We start from the raw sequence: 17,942 nt of genomic DNA, 5'->3' as shown, positions 1-17,942 counted from the left end.
TCGCCTCGCGGCAAAGGGGGTTTTTCAACCGGCTCGCCACGCCGGGACACAGGTCTCGGCAGTAGCTTGCGGATGCGACGCGTCGGCTTACGCCTTCGGCGCTTCCGGCTGACGCAGACGGATGTGCAGTTCGCGCAGCTGACGCTCGTCGACCGGCGACGGCGCTTGCGTGAGCAGATCCTGTGCACGTTGCGTCTTCGGGAAAGCGATCACGTCGCGAATCGAATCGGCACCGGCCATCATCGTGATGACGCGGTCCAGACCGAACGCGATACCGCCGTGCGGGGGTGCGCCGTATTGCAGGGCGTCGAGCAGGAAGCCGAACTTCGCACGCGCCTCTTCTTCACCCAGCTTGAGCGCGCGGAACACCTTGCTCTGCACGTCTTCCTGGAAGATACGGACCGAACCGCCGCCGATTTCCCAGCCGTTGAGCACCATGTCGTAGGCCTTCGCCAGGCACTTGCCCGGGTCGGTCTCGAGGTAATCGATGTGCTCGTCCTTCGGGCTCGTGAACGGGTGGTGGCAAGCGACCCAGCGGGCGTCTTCCTCGTCGTACTCGAACATCGGGAAGTCGACGACCCACAGCGGACGCCAGCCGGCTTCGAACAGGCCGTGCGACTTGCCGAATTCCGAATGACCGATCTTCAGACGCAGTGCGCCGATACCGTCGTTGACGACCTTTTCCTTGTCCGCGCCGAAGAAGATGATGTCGCCGTCTTGCGCGCCAGTGCGCTCAAGGATCGAAGCGACTGCGGCGTCGTGCAGGTTCTTCACGATCGGGCTTTGCAGACCGTCGCGGCCCTTGGCCACTTCGTTGACCTTGATCCAGGCCAGACCTTTCGCGCCGTAGATCTTCACGAAGTCGGTGTACGCATCGATTTCGCTACGCGAGATTTCTGCACCACCCGGCACGCGCAGGGCGACCACACGGCCGCCTTCGGTCGTGGCCGGCACCGAGAACACCTTGAAGTCCACGTCGCCCATCACGTCGGTCAGCTCGGTGAATTCGAGCTTCACACGCAGGTCCGGCTTGTCCGAACCGAAGCGGCGCATCGCTTCCGAGTACTTCATGACCGGCACCTTCGCGTCGAGTTCGACGTCGATGGCTTCCTTGAACACGTGACGGATCATGTTCTCGAACAGATCGCGGATTTCCTGCTCCGAGAGGAACGAGGTTTCGCAGTCGATCTGCGTGAATTCCGGCTGACGGTCAGCGCGCAGGTCTTCGTCGCGGAAACACTTGGTGATCTGGTAGTAGCGGTCGAAGCCAGCCACCATCAGCAGCTGCTTGAACAGCTGCGGCGACTGCGGCAGCGCGAAGAACTGACCAGCGTTCACACGCGACGGCACGAGGTAGTCGCGCGCGCCTTCCGGCGTGCTCTTCGTGAGCATCGGCGTTTCGATGTCGATAAAGCCTTGCGCGTCGAGATACTTGCGCACTTCCATCGCCACCTTGTAACGCAGGCGCAGGTTGTATTGCATCTGCGGACGACGCAGATCCAGCACGCGATGCGTGAGGCGCGTGGTTTCCGACAGGTTTTCGTCGTCGAGCTGGAACGGGGGCGTGACCGACGGATTGAGCACCTGGAGCTCGTGGCACAGCACTTCGATCTTGCCGCTCGTCAGGTTGGCGTTCTCGGTGCCAGCCGGACGGCTGCGCACGAGACCCGTGATCTGCACGCAGAACTCATTGCGCAGGCCTTCGGCGGCCTTAAACATCTCAGCGCGGTCCGGATCGCACACGACCTGCACCAGACCTTCGCGATCGCGCAGGTCGATGAAGATGACCCCGCCGTGATCACGACGGCGATTGACCCAGCCACAAAGCTTGACCGTCTGGCCCAGTTGTTGCTCGGTCACCAGACCGCAGTAGGAGGTACGCATGGACATTTTGCTGTTCCGATTTTCAAAAAATGGCGTCGACAGACCCCGGTGACTCACAGGAGCGGACCGGGACGTTGTTGGCGCGGGTTGTGGGCGGGCGCCACCACGCCCATCGATACGATGTACTTCAATGCAGCGTCGACCGTCATGTCGAGTTCGATCACGTCGCTCGCCTTCATCATCAGGAAGAAGCCCGAGGTCGGATTCGGCGTCGTCGGGACATAGACGCTCACATACTCGCCCTGCAAGTGATTAACCACGTCGCCACCCGGCGCGCCGGTCAGGAAAGCGATGGTCCAGGACTCGCCGTGCGGATAACGCACGAGCAACGCCTTGCGAAACGCGTTGCCGCTGCTCGAGAGCAGTGTGTCGGAGACCTGCTTGACGCTGCCGTACAAGGGTCCAACGATGGGAATGCGCGTCAGAATGGCTTCCCACCAGCCGACCAGCTTCTGGCCAATGAAATTATGCGTCAGAAGGCCGACGACGAACACGAAGGCGAGCGTGACGATCACCCCGAAGCCCGGAATGCGCAAGCCAAGCAGACGCGACGGCTGCCACTCATCGGGCAGCAGCAGCAGCGTCTGATCCATCGTGCCGATGATCAGGCCGAGCACCCAAAGCGTGATGGCGAGGGGCACCAGCACCAGCAGGCCGGTGAGGAAAATCGTCTTCAACGCGGGTTTTTTGACGCTCATGGCAGGACTCGCGAATGTGGTCGGCTACTGGGGGTCAGGGAATATTCGGCTCAATGGCAGGCGCAACCGCCACCGCAGCTCGCTGCCGGGGCGCTCGACGACTCGCCACCAGCCGAAGCTGCACTCGACGATGCGGAGGCGCTCTCGCCCGACGAAGCGGCTGCCGGGGCGGCCGATGCTGCTGCGCCCGCTGCCGGTGCGCTCGTGCCGCCGGAGCCACCGCGGAAATCGGTCACATACCATCCCGAGCCCTTGAGCTGGAACCCGGCAGCAGTCACCTGCTTGCGGAACGAGTCCTTGCCGCATTCGGGGCACTGGGTGAGCGGGTCATCGCTCATTTTTTGCAGCACATCCTTGGCGAAACCGCATGTTTCGCAACGATAGGCATAGATAGGCATGATTCTTTTCGACGGAAAAAGGCGCGCAAAGCCTTGAATTATAACCGCTTAACAAGGCTTTCGGGATTTGTACGGAGATAAATGGGGGCGTCGTGGGGCAAGATCAATACCGGGCGTCGCCGCGATCCGCGTGGCAAGCCGCGCCATCAATGGAAAAGGGCGACTGCCGCCGCCCTCTTGCCCTGCCCCAGCGAGCACTCACATGCACCGCAGCGGCAGACTCAGTCCGCCAGGGTCAGATCGTCGAGACCTGCTGCTCCGGCGGCTGACCGCGTTCCGAGGCCGGTTGCAGCAGCGAGCCGACGACCATCCCCGCGATCGACGCCAGCAGACCGGCCAGTTGCGGCGGCACCAGCGCTTCCGGTGCGAGGGCTTCGCAGGCAATCCACACGATCAGCCCGAAGAACACGGCCAGCGTACCGCCCAGCGAGCTGGAGCGCTTCCAGTACAGACCGAACGCCAGCGGCACGAAGCAGCACACGAGCGTGACCTTATACGCGCTCTCGACCATCTGGAAGATCGACGCCTTCGAGTTCATGGCGTACACCAGCACCAGCGCCGTAAAGCAGAGCACGACGATACGCATCAGACGCAGCAGATGCTTGTCGTCGATCCGGCCCTTGAGCATCGGACGAATGATGTTCTCCGCAAACGTCACCGACGGTGCCAGCAGCGTCGCCGACGCACAGCTCTTGATGGCCGAGAGCAGCGCCCCGAAGAACATGACCTGGGCGACGATCGGCACGCTGGTGAGTACCAACTGCGGCAGGATCTGTTGCGGGTCCGTGCCGATGTACTTCTGCACCATAGACGGGGCGATCAGCAGCGCCGAGTAGGCGAGGAAAATCGGAATGAACGTGAAGAAGAAGTACAGCACGCCGCCCGTCACGGAACCGGAGACGGCAATGTTCTCCGACTTGGACGACATCACACGCTGGAACACATCCTGCTGCGGGATCGAGCCGAACATCATGGTGACGCCGGCCGCTATGAACGCTAAGACATCCGCCGGATTCATCTCCGGCAGGAACACGAACTTGCCCGCTTCGGAGGCGTGCGCAATCACTGCGCTCGCCCCGCCCGGCACCATGCCCGACACGACCACGGCGATGTAGACCAGCCCCACGACGATGATGATCATCTGGATAAAGTCGGTCACGGCCACCGAAATCATGCCGCCCAGCAGCGTGTAAGCCAGCACCGAGACCGCGCCGATGATCATGCCCGTCGGCTCCGACATCGCGCCGCCGGACACCGTATGGAACACGAGGCCCAGCGCCTTGATCTGTGCACCGACCCAGCCGAGGTACGAGATGACGATGGCGACCGATGTCACCACTTCGACCGTCCGGTTGTACTTGAGCTTGTAGAAGTCGCCGATCGTCATGAGGTTCATGCGATACAGCTTGCGGGCGAAGAACATGCCCACGAGGACCAGACACATCGACGAGCCGAACGGATCGGCGACCACGCCGCGCAGGCCCTCGCCGATAAACGTCGCAGGAATGCCGAGCACTGCTTCCGAGCCGAACCAGGTCGCGAACACGACAGCCACGACCATGCCATAAGGCAGACGACGGCCAGCGACGGTGAAATCCTTGGTATTGCGGACCTTGAGGGCGGCCAACAGCCCGATAGCCACCGAAATGACCCAATACAGAATGACAAACCAGATCAGCATAACGCGGCCCCAGCCAAGCCCCAGAGCGACGGTTGCGGCAGGGAAACGTCAAAGGCGGGCGTGATCCGGCCGACAGAAGCCGCCGCGCAAGCCAACGAAACCGAGCCTTGGGCCGCAGCCTTCCGGGCAACAGAAAATCAGGTCGTGCATGACGGGGCTGATGCGATTCAGCGCTCGGGAGCGCCCGTTTTTGCCACCTGGGGAAAAAATTTTGGGCCGATTATAGCGGCGCGCGGGATGCGCGGGGAAAAAAGTCACAAATCCCCGGATGGATCGTAGCAAGTATCGGGAAATACCGAGTGACTGTCGGCGGTTAGGCGCAGTTGACGTCAGCGACGTGTTGCGCAAATGCGTCGCCAAGAGGCCTCGACGACCCAGTCGCCCGGCGCGAGACATCAGCGCCGCCGCCAGACCATCCAGTGTTCAGCCCCGGCAAAGACGGGCACCGAGTCGTCGACGAGACGGTCGGCTTCGCAAATGAAATCCTGCGACAACAATGCGTCGAGGGCTTCCGGCGCGATGCCGAACGGCGGCCCCTTCGGCGTTTCCTTGAGGAAGAAGAATCCGGCGAGACGTCCGCCCGACGGCAGCAGTTGCGCCATACGACGGGCGTAGCCTGCCCAGAGATCACGCGGCAACGCACAGAGGAATGCGCGCTCATAGATCAGGTCGAGCGCGAACGGTGGCGTGTAGGCGAAAAAGTCGGCTTGCTCGACGAGCGACGCCCGCGCGCCCAATTGCGCCTTGGCCGCATCGACGGCCCCTGGCGCAAAGTCGATGGCCCGCACCGGCCAGCCTTGCGCATCGAGCCACGCGGCTTCGTACGCAGCGCCACAGCCGGGGATCAGCGTGGCGCGTGCCGCCCCCTCGCCTGCCACGAACTCGCGCAGCGCCTGTGGAACACCGGCGGCGTCCCACGGCATGAAGGCGCTGGCGAAACGTTCGTCCCAGAATTCCGCGCGCGACGGATCGCGATGAGCAAACGAGGGAACAAGCGTCGCCCCGCTCTTCTCTGGCGAATCTCCTTCGCGCGAGGCGTGGAGCACTATCGAATGTCTACGATTCACGACCACGTCCGTCCCCTGCTCAACGCTCAGCTATACAACCACACAAACGCCGTCAGCACACCGATGGCGATCCCGCCGACCAGACAGAATGCGCCCGTCAGCAGGCGGTTGGTGCGGCGTTGCTCCTGAAGGAGCGCGAGCAGCAGCGTGTCGTCCTGCGGACGTGCATGCGCCGCCAGCGCCTGATGAATGAGCCGCGGCAGTTGCGGCATCGTCTTGCTCCACTGCGGCACTTCCGCCTTCAAACGCTCCAGCCAGCCGCGCGGCCCGATCTGTTCGGCCATCCAACGCTCCAGGAACGGCTTGGCGGTCTTCCAGAGATCCAGATCGGGATCGAGCTGACGTCCCAGCCCTTCGATGTTGAGCAGCGTCTTTTGCAGCAACACGAGTTGCGGCTGAATTTCGACGTTAAAGCGACGCGACGTCTGGAACAGACGCATCAGCACCAGCCCCAGCGAAATCTCCTTGAGCGGACGATCGAAGTACGGCTCGCACACCGCGCGAATGGCACCTTCGAGTTCTTCCACACGCGTGTCCGGCGGCACCCAGCCCGACTCCAGATGCAGCGACGCCACCCGGTGATAGTCGCGACGGAAGAACGCGAGGAAGTTCTGCGCGAGATAGTTCTTGTCGAATTCGGACAGCGCTCCGACGATGCCGCAATCGAGCGCGATGTAGCGTCCGAACGTTGCGGGATCCAGGCTCACGAGAATGTTGCCCGGGTGCATGTCGGCGTGGAAGAAGCCATCGCGCAGGAACTGCGTAAAGAATATCTCGACGCCTTCGCGCGCCAGCTTCTTCAGATCGACGCCCGCTTCGCGCAGCACGTCGATCTGGCTGATCGGCACGCCGTGCATGCGCTCCATCACGAGCACGGAACTGGAACTGAATTCCCAATAGATCTCCGGCACCATCAACATGCCGGAATCGATGAAGTTACGACGCAGTTGCGCCGCGTTGGCGGCTTCGCGCATCAGGTCGAGTTCGTCGTGCAGATATTTGTCGAACTCGGCCACGACCTCACGCGGCTTCAGGCGCTTGCCGTCCGGCCACAGACGCTCCACCCAACCGGCCAGATCACGCATCAGCGCCAGATCGCTATCGATCACGCTGAGCATGTTCGGACGCAGCACCTTGACCGCAACCTCCTTGCCTGCGTGCTCGCCATCGCGAACCCGCGCAAAGTGGACCTGCGCAATCGATGCGCTCGCCACCGGCGTGCGCTCGAACTCGACGAACACTTCGTCGAGCGGACGACCCAGCGACTTTTCGATGCTCGCATGTGCGACCTGCGGATCGAACGGCGGCACCTGATCCTGCAAGCGCGCCAGTTCCTGTGCGATGTCCGGCGGCATCAGATCGCGACGCGTCGAGAGCACCTGCCCAAACTTTACGAAGATCGGACCCAGCGATTCGAGCGCCAGACGCAAGCGTTCGCCGCGCGGCGCCTTCAGCCCGCTACGTCCGATCGTGAGCACGCGCAGCAACCCGCGCGTAAAGGGATGCGGAATGCTCGAGAGCACCAGCTCGTCGAGTCCATAGCGATAGCAGACGAAGAAAATCTTGATGAGACGCAGGAGACGCATCACTCAACGGCCTCCGGTAGTGCGGGACGCCGCATCGGGCGAGCCCTTCAGACGTTCCAGCTTCTCGATACGCTTTTCCAGCCGCGCGAGGTCGTCGCGCAGTGTGCCGATGTCGGTGCGCATCGCATCCAGACGCGGACGCGCCACCAGCAGCGGGTTCTCTTCCACGAGGTAATCAGCCAGCGAGCGCATCAGCGTGCCGCCCGTGCGGCGAGCGCCGGCGACGGCCGCGCGGCCGGTCTCCGTCACGCGATGGGCTGCGGCGTCGCCGATGACCTTGCTGAGGTCTTCGGCCACTTCCCAGCGCAGATGTTGCGCCAGATAGGACACCGTATTGGCGAACTCGGCGTCGCCTTCGATCTTGACGTGACGCATCACGGCGGCCTGTCCGCCGCCCGCGAAGTCGGCCAGCGCTGCCGGGGGCACCGAGATGCTGACGTCGCAGGGGAAGTCCGCCTCAGTGGCGGCCAGATAGCCGTCGTCGCCCACTCGCAGGCGCACGTCGATTGCCGACATGGCCAGCCGGGCGGACGCGCCCACATGATGGCGCAGACGGTCGCGTGCCCACGGTTCGCGGGCAAGCAAATGGTTCACGGTGGCGGCAAAGGCTTTGGCGGCTACGGTCATGGGCTTGGCGGCCGGCCGGCGCTGAACACCGGTCGCACCGATAGACGCCGTCCGCAGACAACCTTCGGACGGCAAAAACAAAAGAGCCCGCGCTTTGACGCGCGGGCTCTCATTGTAAGGCAGGTTACGCCAAAAACGTCGCCAGCTTAAGCGAGCTGCTGAATCCCGGCGAGCACCCAGCCACCGTTGCCGGTCACCGGCTTGGTCAGGTTCCACACCTCGTTGAACGGCTCGGCGGCGGCACCTTCCGCTTCACGGATCAGGCCCGAGAAGCGAACGCTGGCCATGTACTCGCTGGTCGATTGCTCGATGCCGAGGAGTTCGGCGTCCAGTTGCACGACGTCCGTACGGTTGGTCGACTTACCGCGCTCTTCGAGATCCATCTTGATTTCCGCGAACATCTGCGGCGTGGTGAACTCGTTGATATCGGCCTGATCGCCCTTGTCCCAGGCGGCTTGCAGACGGTTGAAGTACACCTTCGCGCTGCGCAGGAAACCTTCCGCGTCGAAACCGGCCGGCACACCGAACGACTCGGCTGCAGCGGCACCGGCTGCGGCACCTGCGGCGACCGGGGCAGCCGTCTGGAAGGCGGTCTGCTGCGGTTGCTGCGGCTGCTGCTGGTTATCCCATTGCTGACGCAGCGAATTGTTCGACGATGCGTCGTTGCCCGCGCCTGCATAAGCCGGCGTCTGGGACTGCGACTTATTGCCACGGAAGCGGCGGATCAGCCACATCACGGCGAACGCGATCAACGCGATGATGATGACGTTGGCCATCATGCTGGCGAACGCGCCACCCATGCCGAAGTGCGACAACAGAGCGGCAATACCGAGGCCTGCGGCCAGACCGGCGATCGGTCCGAGCCAGCGGTTGGCCGGTTTGGCGGCTGCGGCCGCGCCTGCGGCACCCGCGCCAGCGGCCGCCGGAGCGGCCTGAGTCGGGGCTGCGCCCGGGGCGGCTTGCGCCGGCTGCTGCGGCGTTGCCTGGCGTTGCGTCACGGTGTTGGACTGCTTGCCGATGCTCCGGCCGCCGCCAACGCGCTTGGCGTCAGCGTCCGCGATCGTCATGCCGACCGCCACTACGCCGGCCACAACGCCCAACAACAGCTTGTTTTTCAGGAACTGGAACATCGTTCTGGTCTCTCCGTGGAGTTATAGGTTGCTGTGTACTGACAGACGTCAACCCAAATGGTTCAGACGTTTTTTACGTACTGAAACCAGATAAGGCGATGGGCGATTCTGCCACAGCAAAATTAGCTTGTACTTAGGGGATGGCAAACAAAACGCCCCGGCGAGGCGTTTCACCGCAATCCGGGGCGCTGCATGTCGTCTGGACGATCAGGTAAGTAAGTATGTACTCAGAACTTACGCCCGATGTGCAGGGCGACGACACCGGCGGTCAGGTTGTGATACTCGACGCGCTCCAGCCCGACGTCTTCCATCATCGTCTTGAGTGTTTCCTGATCCGGGTGCATACGAATCGACTCGGCCAGATAGCGATAGCTGTCGGCGTCGCCCGCGATGCGCGAGCCCAGCCACGGCAGCACCTTGAACGAATACGCGTCGTATGCCTTTTCCAGCGGCTGCCAGACCTTCGAAAACTCCAGCACCATGACCTTGCCGCCCGGCTTGATCACGCGCCGCATTTCCGCGAGCGCAGCGTCCTTGTGGGTCATGTTGCGCAGGCCGAACGCCACGGTCACCACGTCGAAATAGTTCGACGGGAACGGCAGCTTCTCGGCGTCGCACAGCAGCGACGGCGTGACGATCCCCTCGTCGAGCAGGCGATCGCGGCCCACACGCAGCATCGATTCGTTGATGTCGGTGTGCCAGACTTCGCCTGTCGGGCCCGCCGCACGTGCGAACGCTTTCGACAAGTCGCCCGTACCGCCAGCGATGTCGAGCACCTTGAAGCCGGGGCGCACGGCGGCGCGTCCGATGGTGAACGCCTTCCAGATGCGGTGCAGGCCTCCCGACATCAGGTCGTTCATGATGTCGTACTTGCTCGCGACGGAATGGAACACCTCGGCAACCTTGCCAGCCTTTTCCTTTTCGTCGACGGTCGTATAACCGAAGTGGGTCTGATCACCCATTGCACATCTCCAAAATCAGGTAAGCGGGCACACACTCGGGTGTGTGCGGCGCCGGGGCCTCAATGGTGGTGACAGCCACCGGCCGCGGGCGACACCATCGGCGTGTCGCGATCGACACCCGCTGCCGCGAGCTTGTCCAGATATTCCTGCCACAGCGCGTCCTGACGCACGCACAGTTCGTAGAGGTAATCCCACGAATAGATGCCGGTGTCGTGACCGTCCGAGAAGACGGGACGCACGGCGTAATTGCCGATCGGCTCCAGACCGTTCAGCGTGACGTCACGCTTACCGGTTTGCAGCGTCTCCTGCCCCGGCCCGTGACCACGCACTTCCGCCGACGGCGAGAGCACGCGCAGCATTTCGAACGGCAGGCGGTAGGTCTTGCCGTCTTCGTAACCGAGTTCCAGCACCTTGGATGCGCGATGCAGCGTCAGGGAAACGGGAATCGGCGTGTCTTTCTCCAGCCCAGCCATGATCTTGCTCCAGAAAATTCGGTCGCCGCGCGCACATGCTGCGCGAGTGCCACATACGGCACATCGGCGGGCAGTATAGCCGCTCAGGCGTGCTCAGTCAGGTCGCTGAATCAGGCAGGCCAGCCCGGCATGCGTTCCAATTCTGCCACGATGGCCTCGCGCAACGCCGGCAGCCATGCCGATCGCTCTGCGATCACCGTGTCCGGCAGCTCGCGCTGCGGCGCGCTCCATACCGAACCCGGGAAGTGGATGTCGTCGCGATAGCGCGGAATCACGTGCCAATGTACGTGCGGCACCATATTGCCCAGACTCGCTACGTTGACCTTGTGCGGCGACATCACTGTGCGCTGTGCGGTCTCGACGGCGAACACGGCGCGCATCACATGCTCGCGCGCCGCTTGCGGCAGATCGCTCATCTCCGCGACGTGCTCGCTCCAGATCACGCGGGCGAAGCCCGGATAACCCTGCTCGCTCGCCAGCACCACGCGCAACACCGGGTCGCGCCACACCACTTCGCCGCCGTCACCGGCGCAAAACGGACATTCCATGATGATTCTCCCTCCCGTTGGCCTGTCGTGGCGCCGTCCCAAACGCGATGAAAGCAATAAAAGGACAGCACACGTCAGTGCTTCTTTCCTTTGCGACGCTTGCCAGTGGCCGGATCGACCGGCCCCAGCGCGAGTTCGGCGAAGTCGATCTCGCTGAGCAGCTCGCGCAGTGTTTCGTCGTTGATGCGGTGGGTAATGCGCAGACGCGACAACTCCACGCGCTCCGCCTGCAACGCGGCGGCCCGCAGGCGCCGCTCCACCTCGACCTCACGCACCGCGCGCTCACGCATTTCTTCGGTCGCCGTCGCAGCATTGAGCGTGCGGCGATACCGCCCCATCACCCGCGCCGCCGCTTCCGCGCACACGGCCGTATCCAATTCGTCGCCCGACTTGGCAATCATCTTCTGCAGCGACTCCACCGCTCGGATCGCCGCTTCGGACGCTGCCAGCCGCGCCTCGCCCATCTCGCGATTGCGCGGGTCTTCGACCGGCCAGCGCACACCGCGCAGCAGGATCGGCAACCCGAGGCTGCCACCGATGAGCGAAAGCAGAATCACACCGGCCGCGAGAAAGATCAACAGATCGCGCCCCGGGAACGGCGCGCCGCCCGGCAGCGCCAGCGGCACGGAAAGCGCACCGGCCAGCGTCACTGCGCCGCGCACACCGGAGAGCGCCGTCACGCCGGTGAAGCGCATGCCCGGCTTCATCGTGATCTCGCCGCGACGCATGCCGAGGAAATACATCACGCGCCACGCCACCCAGACCCAGCAGAAGCGCAGGACGATAAGCACGGCTGAAATCGCGCCGACGTAGAACATCAGCTCGCCGAGATTCGACAGCGTTCCCCACAGATGCTCACTCGGACGGAGCGCCGCGCGCACGATGTCCGGCAGTTGCAGGCCGAGCAGCACGAACACCGAGCCGTTGAAGACGAATTCGAGCATCGACCACACCCCGTTGCCGAGAATGCGCGTCGCAGTACGGGAATTCAGCAGATCGGTCGAACTCACCGTCATGCCCGCCGCCACGGCCGCCAGAATCCCCGAGAAACCGAAGTGCTCCGCGAGCAGATAGGCGGCGAACGGCATCAGCAGCAGAAGCAGCACCACGGTCGCCGGCTCTTCCGTGGAGGCGTCCAGCACACGGCGGTGGAATTGCGTGAAAAGCCACGTCACCGCCCAACCCGCAAGCAGGCCGCCCAGCGCGATGACGAAAAAGGAGAACGTGGCGTTGCCAATGGAGAAGATGCCCGTGGTCGCGGCCACCAGCGCAAACTTGAACGCGACGAGGCCCGACGCGTCGTTCATCATCGCCTCGCCTTCAAGCACGTGCATGAGCCGAGTGGGCATGCGCATGCGCCCGGTGAGCGCGGAGACGGCGACGGCGTCGGTCGGCGAGAGCACGCCACCGAGCGCGAACGCCACGGCCAGCGGAATCGACGGGATCATCCAGTGGATGAAGTAGCCCACGCCTAGCACCGTAAAGATCACGAGACCGAGCGCCATGGCGACGATCGGCACGCGCAGGTGCCAGAACTCGCGTTTGGGCATGCGCCAGCCGTCGGCAAACAGCAAGGGCGGGATGAACAGCAGGAAGAAGATCTCGGGATCGAGATCGATGTGCAGGCCCGCGCCCGGATAGGCGAGCGCGGCGCCCACGGCGATCTGCACGAGCGGGACCGGCAGGAATCTGACGAAGCTGACCAGCACGCCGGTCAGCGCCACCACAAACAGCAGGATCAGTGCTGTGTAGACTACCTCCATGCCACCTCCGTGGTCCGTCGAGTCCAATGCTCAGGCATCGGCCGCGTCCCCCAGAGGCGCACGAGGGGTGAGAGGTGCATCAGACCAGCACGCGTTCGATGCCGCCGTTGTTTGCATCCTTGACGTAGTCCACCAGCCACTGATCGCCCAGAATATGCTTCGCGATCTCGACGACGATGTAGTCGGCGGTAACATCGGCGTCGTCGTTGTAGCGCGACAGACCTTGCAGGCACGACGGGCAACTCGTCAGGATCTTGACGTCTTCCACCTTGCCGTCCGCCCGCAGCTTCGCCGCACCCTTGCGCATCTCCTCTTCCTTGCGGAAGCGGATCTGCGTCGAGATATCCGGACGCGTGACCGCCAGCGTACCCGATTCGCCGCAGCACCGATCGTTCTTCTCGATCTTGTAGCCGTCGTTCTCGCTGCCCATCAACTGGTTGACGAGCTTGACCGGGTCCATCGTCTTGATCGGCGTGTGGCACGGATCGTGATACATGTAGCGCGTACCGTTCACACCTTCGAGCTTCACGTTCTTCTCAAGCAGGTACTCGTGGATGTCCACGATTCGGCAGCCCGGGAAAATCTTCTCGAATTCGTAGCCCGCGAGCTGATCGTAGCAAGTGCCGCACGACACCACGACCGTCTTGATATCGAGGTAGTTCAGCGTGTTGGCCATGCGATGGAAGAGCACGCGGTTGTCCGTCACGATCTTCTCGGCCTTCTCGCCCTGCCCCGATCCGCGTTGCGGATAGCCGCAGCAAAGATAGCCCGGCGGCAACACCGTCTGCACGCCCACGTGCCAGAGCATCGCCTGCGTGGCGAGACCGACCTGCGAGAACAGACGCTCCGAGCCGCAGCCCGGGAAGTAGAACACCGCTTCCGAGTCCACCGTGGTGGCCTTCGGATTGCGAATGATCGGCACCACCTTGTTGTCTTCGATGTCGAGCAGCGCGCGTGCCGTCTTCTTCGGCAGGTTGCCCGGCATCTTCTTGTTGACGAAGTGGATCACCTCTTCGCGCAGCGGCGGCTTGCCGACCGTTGCAGGCGGATGGGCCGTCTGCTTCTTGGCGATCTTCTTGAAGATGTCCGCACCGAAGCGTTGCGCCTTATAGCCCCAGTCGATCATCACCTTGCGGGTGATGTTGATCGTCTCGGGATTGGTCGCGTTCAGGAAGAACATACCGGCGGCGGCGCCCGGATTGAACTTCTTCTTGCCCATCTTGCGCAGCAGGTTGCGCATATTCATCGTCACGTCGCCGAAGTCGATCTTGACGGGGCACGGCGTGACGCACTTGTGGCAGACCGTGCAGTGATCGGCCACGTCGTTGAACTCGTCCCAATGCTTGATCGACACGCCACGGCGCGTCTGCTCTTCGTACAGGAACGCCTCGATGAGCAACGACGTTGCGAGAATCTTGTTACGCGGGCTGTAGAGCAGATTTGCGCGCGGCACGTGCGTGGCGCATACCGGCTTGCACTTGCCGCAGCGCAGGCAGTCCTTCACGCTGTCGGCAATCGCGCCGATGTCCGACTGCTGCATGATCAGCGACTCGTAACCCATCAGCCCGAAGCTGGGCGTATAGGCGTTGCGCAAATCGGCGGGCAGTTCGGGCAGATTGAGCAGCTTGCCCTTGTTGAAGCGCCCTTCCGGGTCCACGCGCATCTTGTACGCGCGGAATTCGCCGATTTCCGCTTCCGTCAGGAACTCCAGCTTGGTGATACCGATGCCGTGTTCGCCCGAGATCACGCCGTCGAGCGAGCGCGCGATGTCCATGATGCGGGCCACGGCCTTGTGCGCATCCTGGAGCATCTCGTAGTTGTCCGAGTTCACCGGGATGTTCGTGTGCACGTTGCCGTCGCCAGCGTGCATGTGGAGTGCTACGAACACACGACCGTGCAGCACGCGCTTGTGGATCGCCTGCGCTTCGTCGAGGATCGGCTTGAACTCGCCGCCGGTGAAGATCTGACGCAGTTCGGCGCGAATCTCCTGCTTCCACGAAATGCGCACCGTGCGGTCTTGCAGCAGATCGATGAGGCGCGTTTCCGGATGCTTGTTCAGACGGTCGTTCAGCGCGACGTTGATATCGCGAATGCCGTGACGGTTGAGCAGCGGAATGGCGTCGGCGAGCGACATCTCGAAGTTGTCGCGCAGATACTCCCAACGAGCGCGCACCTCGCGCAGCATCGTGAGCGCGGTCTGCACGCGATCTTCGAGAATTTCGGCCGACGGAATTTCATTCGCGTCGTCCGTCTTGCCGAGCGGCAGATTGCCCGCTTCGAAGAACGTTTCGAGCGCGTCGACCAGTTGCAGCTTGTTCTTGAGCGAAAGCTCGATGTTGATGCGCTCGATGTGATCCGTGTACTCGCCCATGCGATGCAGCGGAATCACCACGTCTTCGTTGATCTTGAAGGCGTTCGTGTGGCGGGCGATGGCCGCCGTGCGCGAGCGGTCGAGCCAGAACTTCTTGCGCGCCTCGGCCGACACGGCGACGAACCCTTCGCCGCTCTTGCCGTTGGCCATGCGAATGACTTCCGACGTCGCTTGTGCGACCGCGTTGTCGTCGTCGCCGACGATATCGCCGATCAGCACCATCTTCGGGAACGCGTTGCGCTTCGACTTCGTGGCATAGCCCACGGCGCGCAGATAGCGTTCGTCCAGATGCTCCAGACCGGCCAGAATCGCGCCGCCCGCAGCCGTCTGCGCGAACATGTAGTCCTTGATTTCGACGATGCTCGGAATCGCTTCCTTCGCCTGGCCGAAGAATTCCAGACAGACCGTACGCGTGTGCGCGGGCATCTTGTGCAGAATCCAGCGCGCGCTCGTGATCAGGCCGTCGCAGCCTTCCTTCTGAATGCCCGGCAGACCGGCGAGGAACTTGTCCGTCACGTCCTTACCCAGGCCTTCCTTGCGGAAACGCTTGCCCTCGATCTCAAGCATCTCGGTCTTGAGCAGCACTTCACCCGGTGCCTGATTGCCGTCGAACCATTTCAGTTCGAAGCGGGCGACCGGAATGTCGTGAATCTTGCCGAGATTGTGATCGTGACGCGTGACTTCCAGCCAGTTGCCCTGCGGATCGACCATGCGCCACCAGGCGAGGTTATCCAGCGCGGTGCCCCACAGCACGGCCTTCTTGCCACCGGCGTTCATGGCGACGTTGCCGCCGATGCACGAAGCGTCGATCGACGTCGGGTCCACTGCAAACACCAACCCGGCGCGCTCGGCGGCTTCGGCCACACGTCGCGTGACCACGCCAGCACCCGAGAAGATCGTGCCGACCGGCTTGTCGACGCCCGGCAGTTGCAAGTATTCGACCTCGTCGAGCTGTTCCAGCTTTTCCGTATTGATGACGGCCGAGAACGGCGTGAGCGGAATCGCGCCGCCCGTGTAGCCAGTGCCACCGCCACGCGGGATCACTGTCAGCCCCAGTTCGAAGCAGCCCTTCACCAGCGACGCCATTTCGGCTTCGCTATCCGGGGTCAGCACCACGAACGGATATTCCACGCGCCAGTCGGTCGCGTCCGTCACATGCGAGACGCGCGACAGACCGTCGAACTTGATGTTGTCGCTGGCGGTCGTGCGGCCGAGCACCTTCTTCGCGCGACGGCGCAATTCCGCCATCTTCTCGAACTCGGCGGCGAAGTCCGCCACGGCGCGGCGCGCGGCCACTTCCAGTTGTTCGACGCGGGCTGCGCGCTCGCGGCCATGCGCATCGGCGTGTTCTGCCACGTCGGCACGGCGACGCTTGTCGATCTCGTTCAGACGGTGGTCGAGCGCGTCGATCAGCAGCTTGCGACGCTTCGGATTGTCGAGCAGGTCGTCTTGCAGATATGGGTTACGGCGCACCACCCAGATGTCGCCGAGCACTTCGTACAGCATGCGTGCCGAGCGGCCGGTACGGCGTTCGGCACGGAGTTCGTCGAGGATCGCCCAGGCGTCCGCGCCGAGCAGGCGCATGACGATTTCGCGGTCCGAAAACGACGTGTAGTTGTAGGGAATTTCACGCAGACGCGGAGGTTGAGCGGCTACGGCATGCTTAGCGTCGTGCGGCTCGAAGGCAGGCAAGGGTGCGTTCATCTTGTCGGGCTCGTCATTGCGGCGGTGCATCCGCCGTCGGCGTTCGTCTCGCGGGACGCGCCGAAAGTCAAAATAGGGTATGCGCTGGGCGTGCCGACCGCAGGCGCAAGGGGTGCGCGCGGGCCGGCAACGGTCAATCTGCGGTCAACGAGATCGACGACTGCCGTGCAAGGACGCCGATGACGAATCGTGCTCGGTCATCGGGCAGAAGCACAGAGGGGTGAGGCAGTTAGTGCGCATGCCCAGATCTTTCTTCCGGCTTGGGAAAGTGTTGGTAGGGGAATGTAGGTCGAATTGTACTTCATTGCACCGCAACACGTCGGCGCCGCGCCGAAAACCCCTGCGTGACGCGTGGATCCACTCTTTTCCACCGCGGGTGAACCTGCGGCGCGCTTCATCGCTACGTTGACGACGGCTTCACAACGACGCCAATGCTAGCCCCACCCCTAACTTTCACCATAAAAGCAGATCGCTATATTCCTTTGGATACAACGACTTGCGTCGCACTTCTGAACTGAAATTTCCATGGAATGGGAGTATGTTCTAGCCGTCCCCCGACTTATCCACCCATCAAGAGGTGCTTTCATGGCTTCGTTCCAACTGAACGGCAAAACGGTGAAGGTCGACGTCGACCCCGCCACTCCCCTGCTCTGGACCTTGCGCGACGCGCTCAACATGACCGGCACCAAGTTCGGCTGCGGCATGGCGTTGTGCGGTGCCTGCACCGTCCACCTCGACGGCCAGCCTATCCGTAGCTGTGTCACCCCTGTGTCTGCCGTCGAAGGCAAGAAGATCACCACCATCGAGAACGTCGGTGCCGATCCGGTCGGCGCAGCCGTGCAGGCCGCGTGGGTCAAGCACGACGTGCCGCAGTGCGGCTACTGCCAGAGCGGCCAGATCATGTCGGCTACCGCCCTGCTGCGCGATAACAAGACGCCGAACGACGAGCAGATCGATACCGCAATGGCGGGCAACATCTGCCGTTGCGGCACGTACGCCCGCATTCGCGCGGCCATCAAAGACGCCGCATCGTCGCTGGCCTGAGGCGAG

Annotated in this window: 14 protein-coding genes; 1 reads left to right on the top strand and 13 read right to left on the bottom strand. The window is 63.0% G+C overall.

Annotated features, from left to right (window positions below; all coding sequences use genetic code 11):
• Positions 1-87: 87 nt before the first annotated feature.
• The 13 genes from aspS to PAN31117_RS03110 form a co-directional block, all read right to left on the bottom strand.
• Entirely contained in the window at positions 88-1,890 is a 1,803-nt protein-coding gene (gene aspS / locus PAN31117_RS03170; RefSeq protein ID WP_150736888.1) for an aspartate--tRNA ligase, read from the bottom strand.
• Positions 1,891-1,937: 47 nt separating this feature from the next.
• Positions 1,938-2,582, bottom strand: coding sequence for a DUF502 domain-containing protein (locus PAN31117_RS03165; protein WP_039396100.1), 645 nt, complete (start codon positions 2,580-2,582; stop codon positions 1,938-1,940).
• A 50-nt stretch (positions 2,583-2,632) separates the two neighbouring features.
• The gene (locus PAN31117_RS03160) at positions 2,633-2,980 is read right to left on the bottom strand and encodes an FmdB family zinc ribbon protein (RefSeq protein ID WP_150665570.1); all 348 of its coding nucleotides are present in this window, start codon (positions 2,978-2,980) and stop codon (positions 2,633-2,635) included.
• Between the two features lie 235 nt (positions 2,981-3,215).
• Positions 3,216-4,661 carry a high affinity choline transporter 1 gene (locus PAN31117_RS03155; RefSeq protein WP_150736887.1) on the bottom strand — a complete coding sequence of 482 codons (1,446 nt, stop codon included), beginning with the start codon at positions 4,659-4,661 and terminating at the stop codon, positions 3,216-3,218.
• Positions 4,662-5,056: 395 nt separating this feature from the next.
• A complete protein-coding gene (locus PAN31117_RS03150) occupies positions 5,057-5,707 on the bottom strand; it encodes a methyltransferase domain-containing protein (RefSeq protein WP_150736938.1) in 651 nt (216 codons plus the stop codon).
• Between the two features lie 47 nt (positions 5,708-5,754).
• Complete coding sequence (gene ubiB, locus PAN31117_RS03145) at positions 5,755-7,314, bottom strand: ubiquinone biosynthesis regulatory protein kinase UbiB (RefSeq protein WP_150736886.1); 1,560 nt, start codon at positions 7,312-7,314, stop codon at positions 5,755-5,757.
• Between the two features lie 3 nt (positions 7,315-7,317).
• The gene (locus PAN31117_RS03140; RefSeq protein ID WP_174990785.1) at positions 7,318-7,941 is read right to left on the bottom strand and encodes a ubiquinone biosynthesis accessory factor UbiJ; all 624 of its coding nucleotides are present in this window, start codon (positions 7,939-7,941) and stop codon (positions 7,318-7,320) included.
• Between the two features lie 146 nt (positions 7,942-8,087).
• Positions 8,088-9,071, bottom strand: a complete 984-nt coding sequence (locus PAN31117_RS03135; protein ID WP_150736884.1) for a Tim44 domain-containing protein — start codon at positions 9,069-9,071, stop codon at positions 8,088-8,090.
• Positions 9,072-9,298: 227 nt separating this feature from the next.
• On the bottom strand, positions 9,299-10,033 hold the full coding sequence (gene ubiE / locus PAN31117_RS03130; protein ID WP_150736883.1) for a bifunctional demethylmenaquinone methyltransferase/2-methoxy-6-polyprenyl-1,4-benzoquinol methylase UbiE: 735 nt from the start codon (positions 10,031-10,033) through the stop codon (positions 9,299-9,301).
• A gap of 59 nt (positions 10,034-10,092) precedes the next feature.
• Complete coding sequence (locus PAN31117_RS03125) at positions 10,093-10,506, bottom strand: gamma-butyrobetaine hydroxylase family protein (protein WP_150575642.1); 414 nt, start codon at positions 10,504-10,506, stop codon at positions 10,093-10,095.
• A gap of 110 nt (positions 10,507-10,616) precedes the next feature.
• Positions 10,617-11,054: an HIT family protein gene (locus PAN31117_RS03120; protein ID WP_150736882.1), complete on the bottom strand. Its 438-nt coding sequence runs from the start codon at positions 11,052-11,054 to the stop codon at positions 10,617-10,619.
• A 74-nt stretch (positions 11,055-11,128) separates the two neighbouring features.
• On the bottom strand, positions 11,129-12,817 hold the full coding sequence (locus PAN31117_RS03115) for a Na+/H+ antiporter (protein ID WP_150736881.1): 1,689 nt from the start codon (positions 12,815-12,817) through the stop codon (positions 11,129-11,131).
• 79 nt (positions 12,818-12,896) lie between these two features.
• A complete protein-coding gene (locus PAN31117_RS03110; RefSeq protein WP_150736880.1) occupies positions 12,897-16,892 on the bottom strand; it encodes a DUF3683 domain-containing protein in 3,996 nt (1,331 codons plus the stop codon).
• A 585-nt stretch (positions 16,893-17,477) separates the two neighbouring features.
• On the opposite strand from PAN31117_RS03110, the gene PAN31117_RS03105 reads away from it, so the two are divergent.
• A complete protein-coding gene (locus tag PAN31117_RS03105; protein ID WP_150661316.1) occupies positions 17,478-17,936 on the top strand; it encodes a (2Fe-2S)-binding protein in 459 nt (152 codons plus the stop codon).
• The last annotated feature ends 6 nt before the right edge of the window (positions 17,937-17,942 follow it).

The sequence above is a fragment of the Pandoraea anapnoica genome (assembly GCF_902459765.1).
Lineage (GTDB): Bacteria > Pseudomonadota > Gammaproteobacteria > Burkholderiales > Burkholderiaceae > Pandoraea > Pandoraea anapnoica.
Note: the sequence above shows the minus strand (reverse complement) of the source record. Positions and strands in the feature narration are given on the sequence as shown.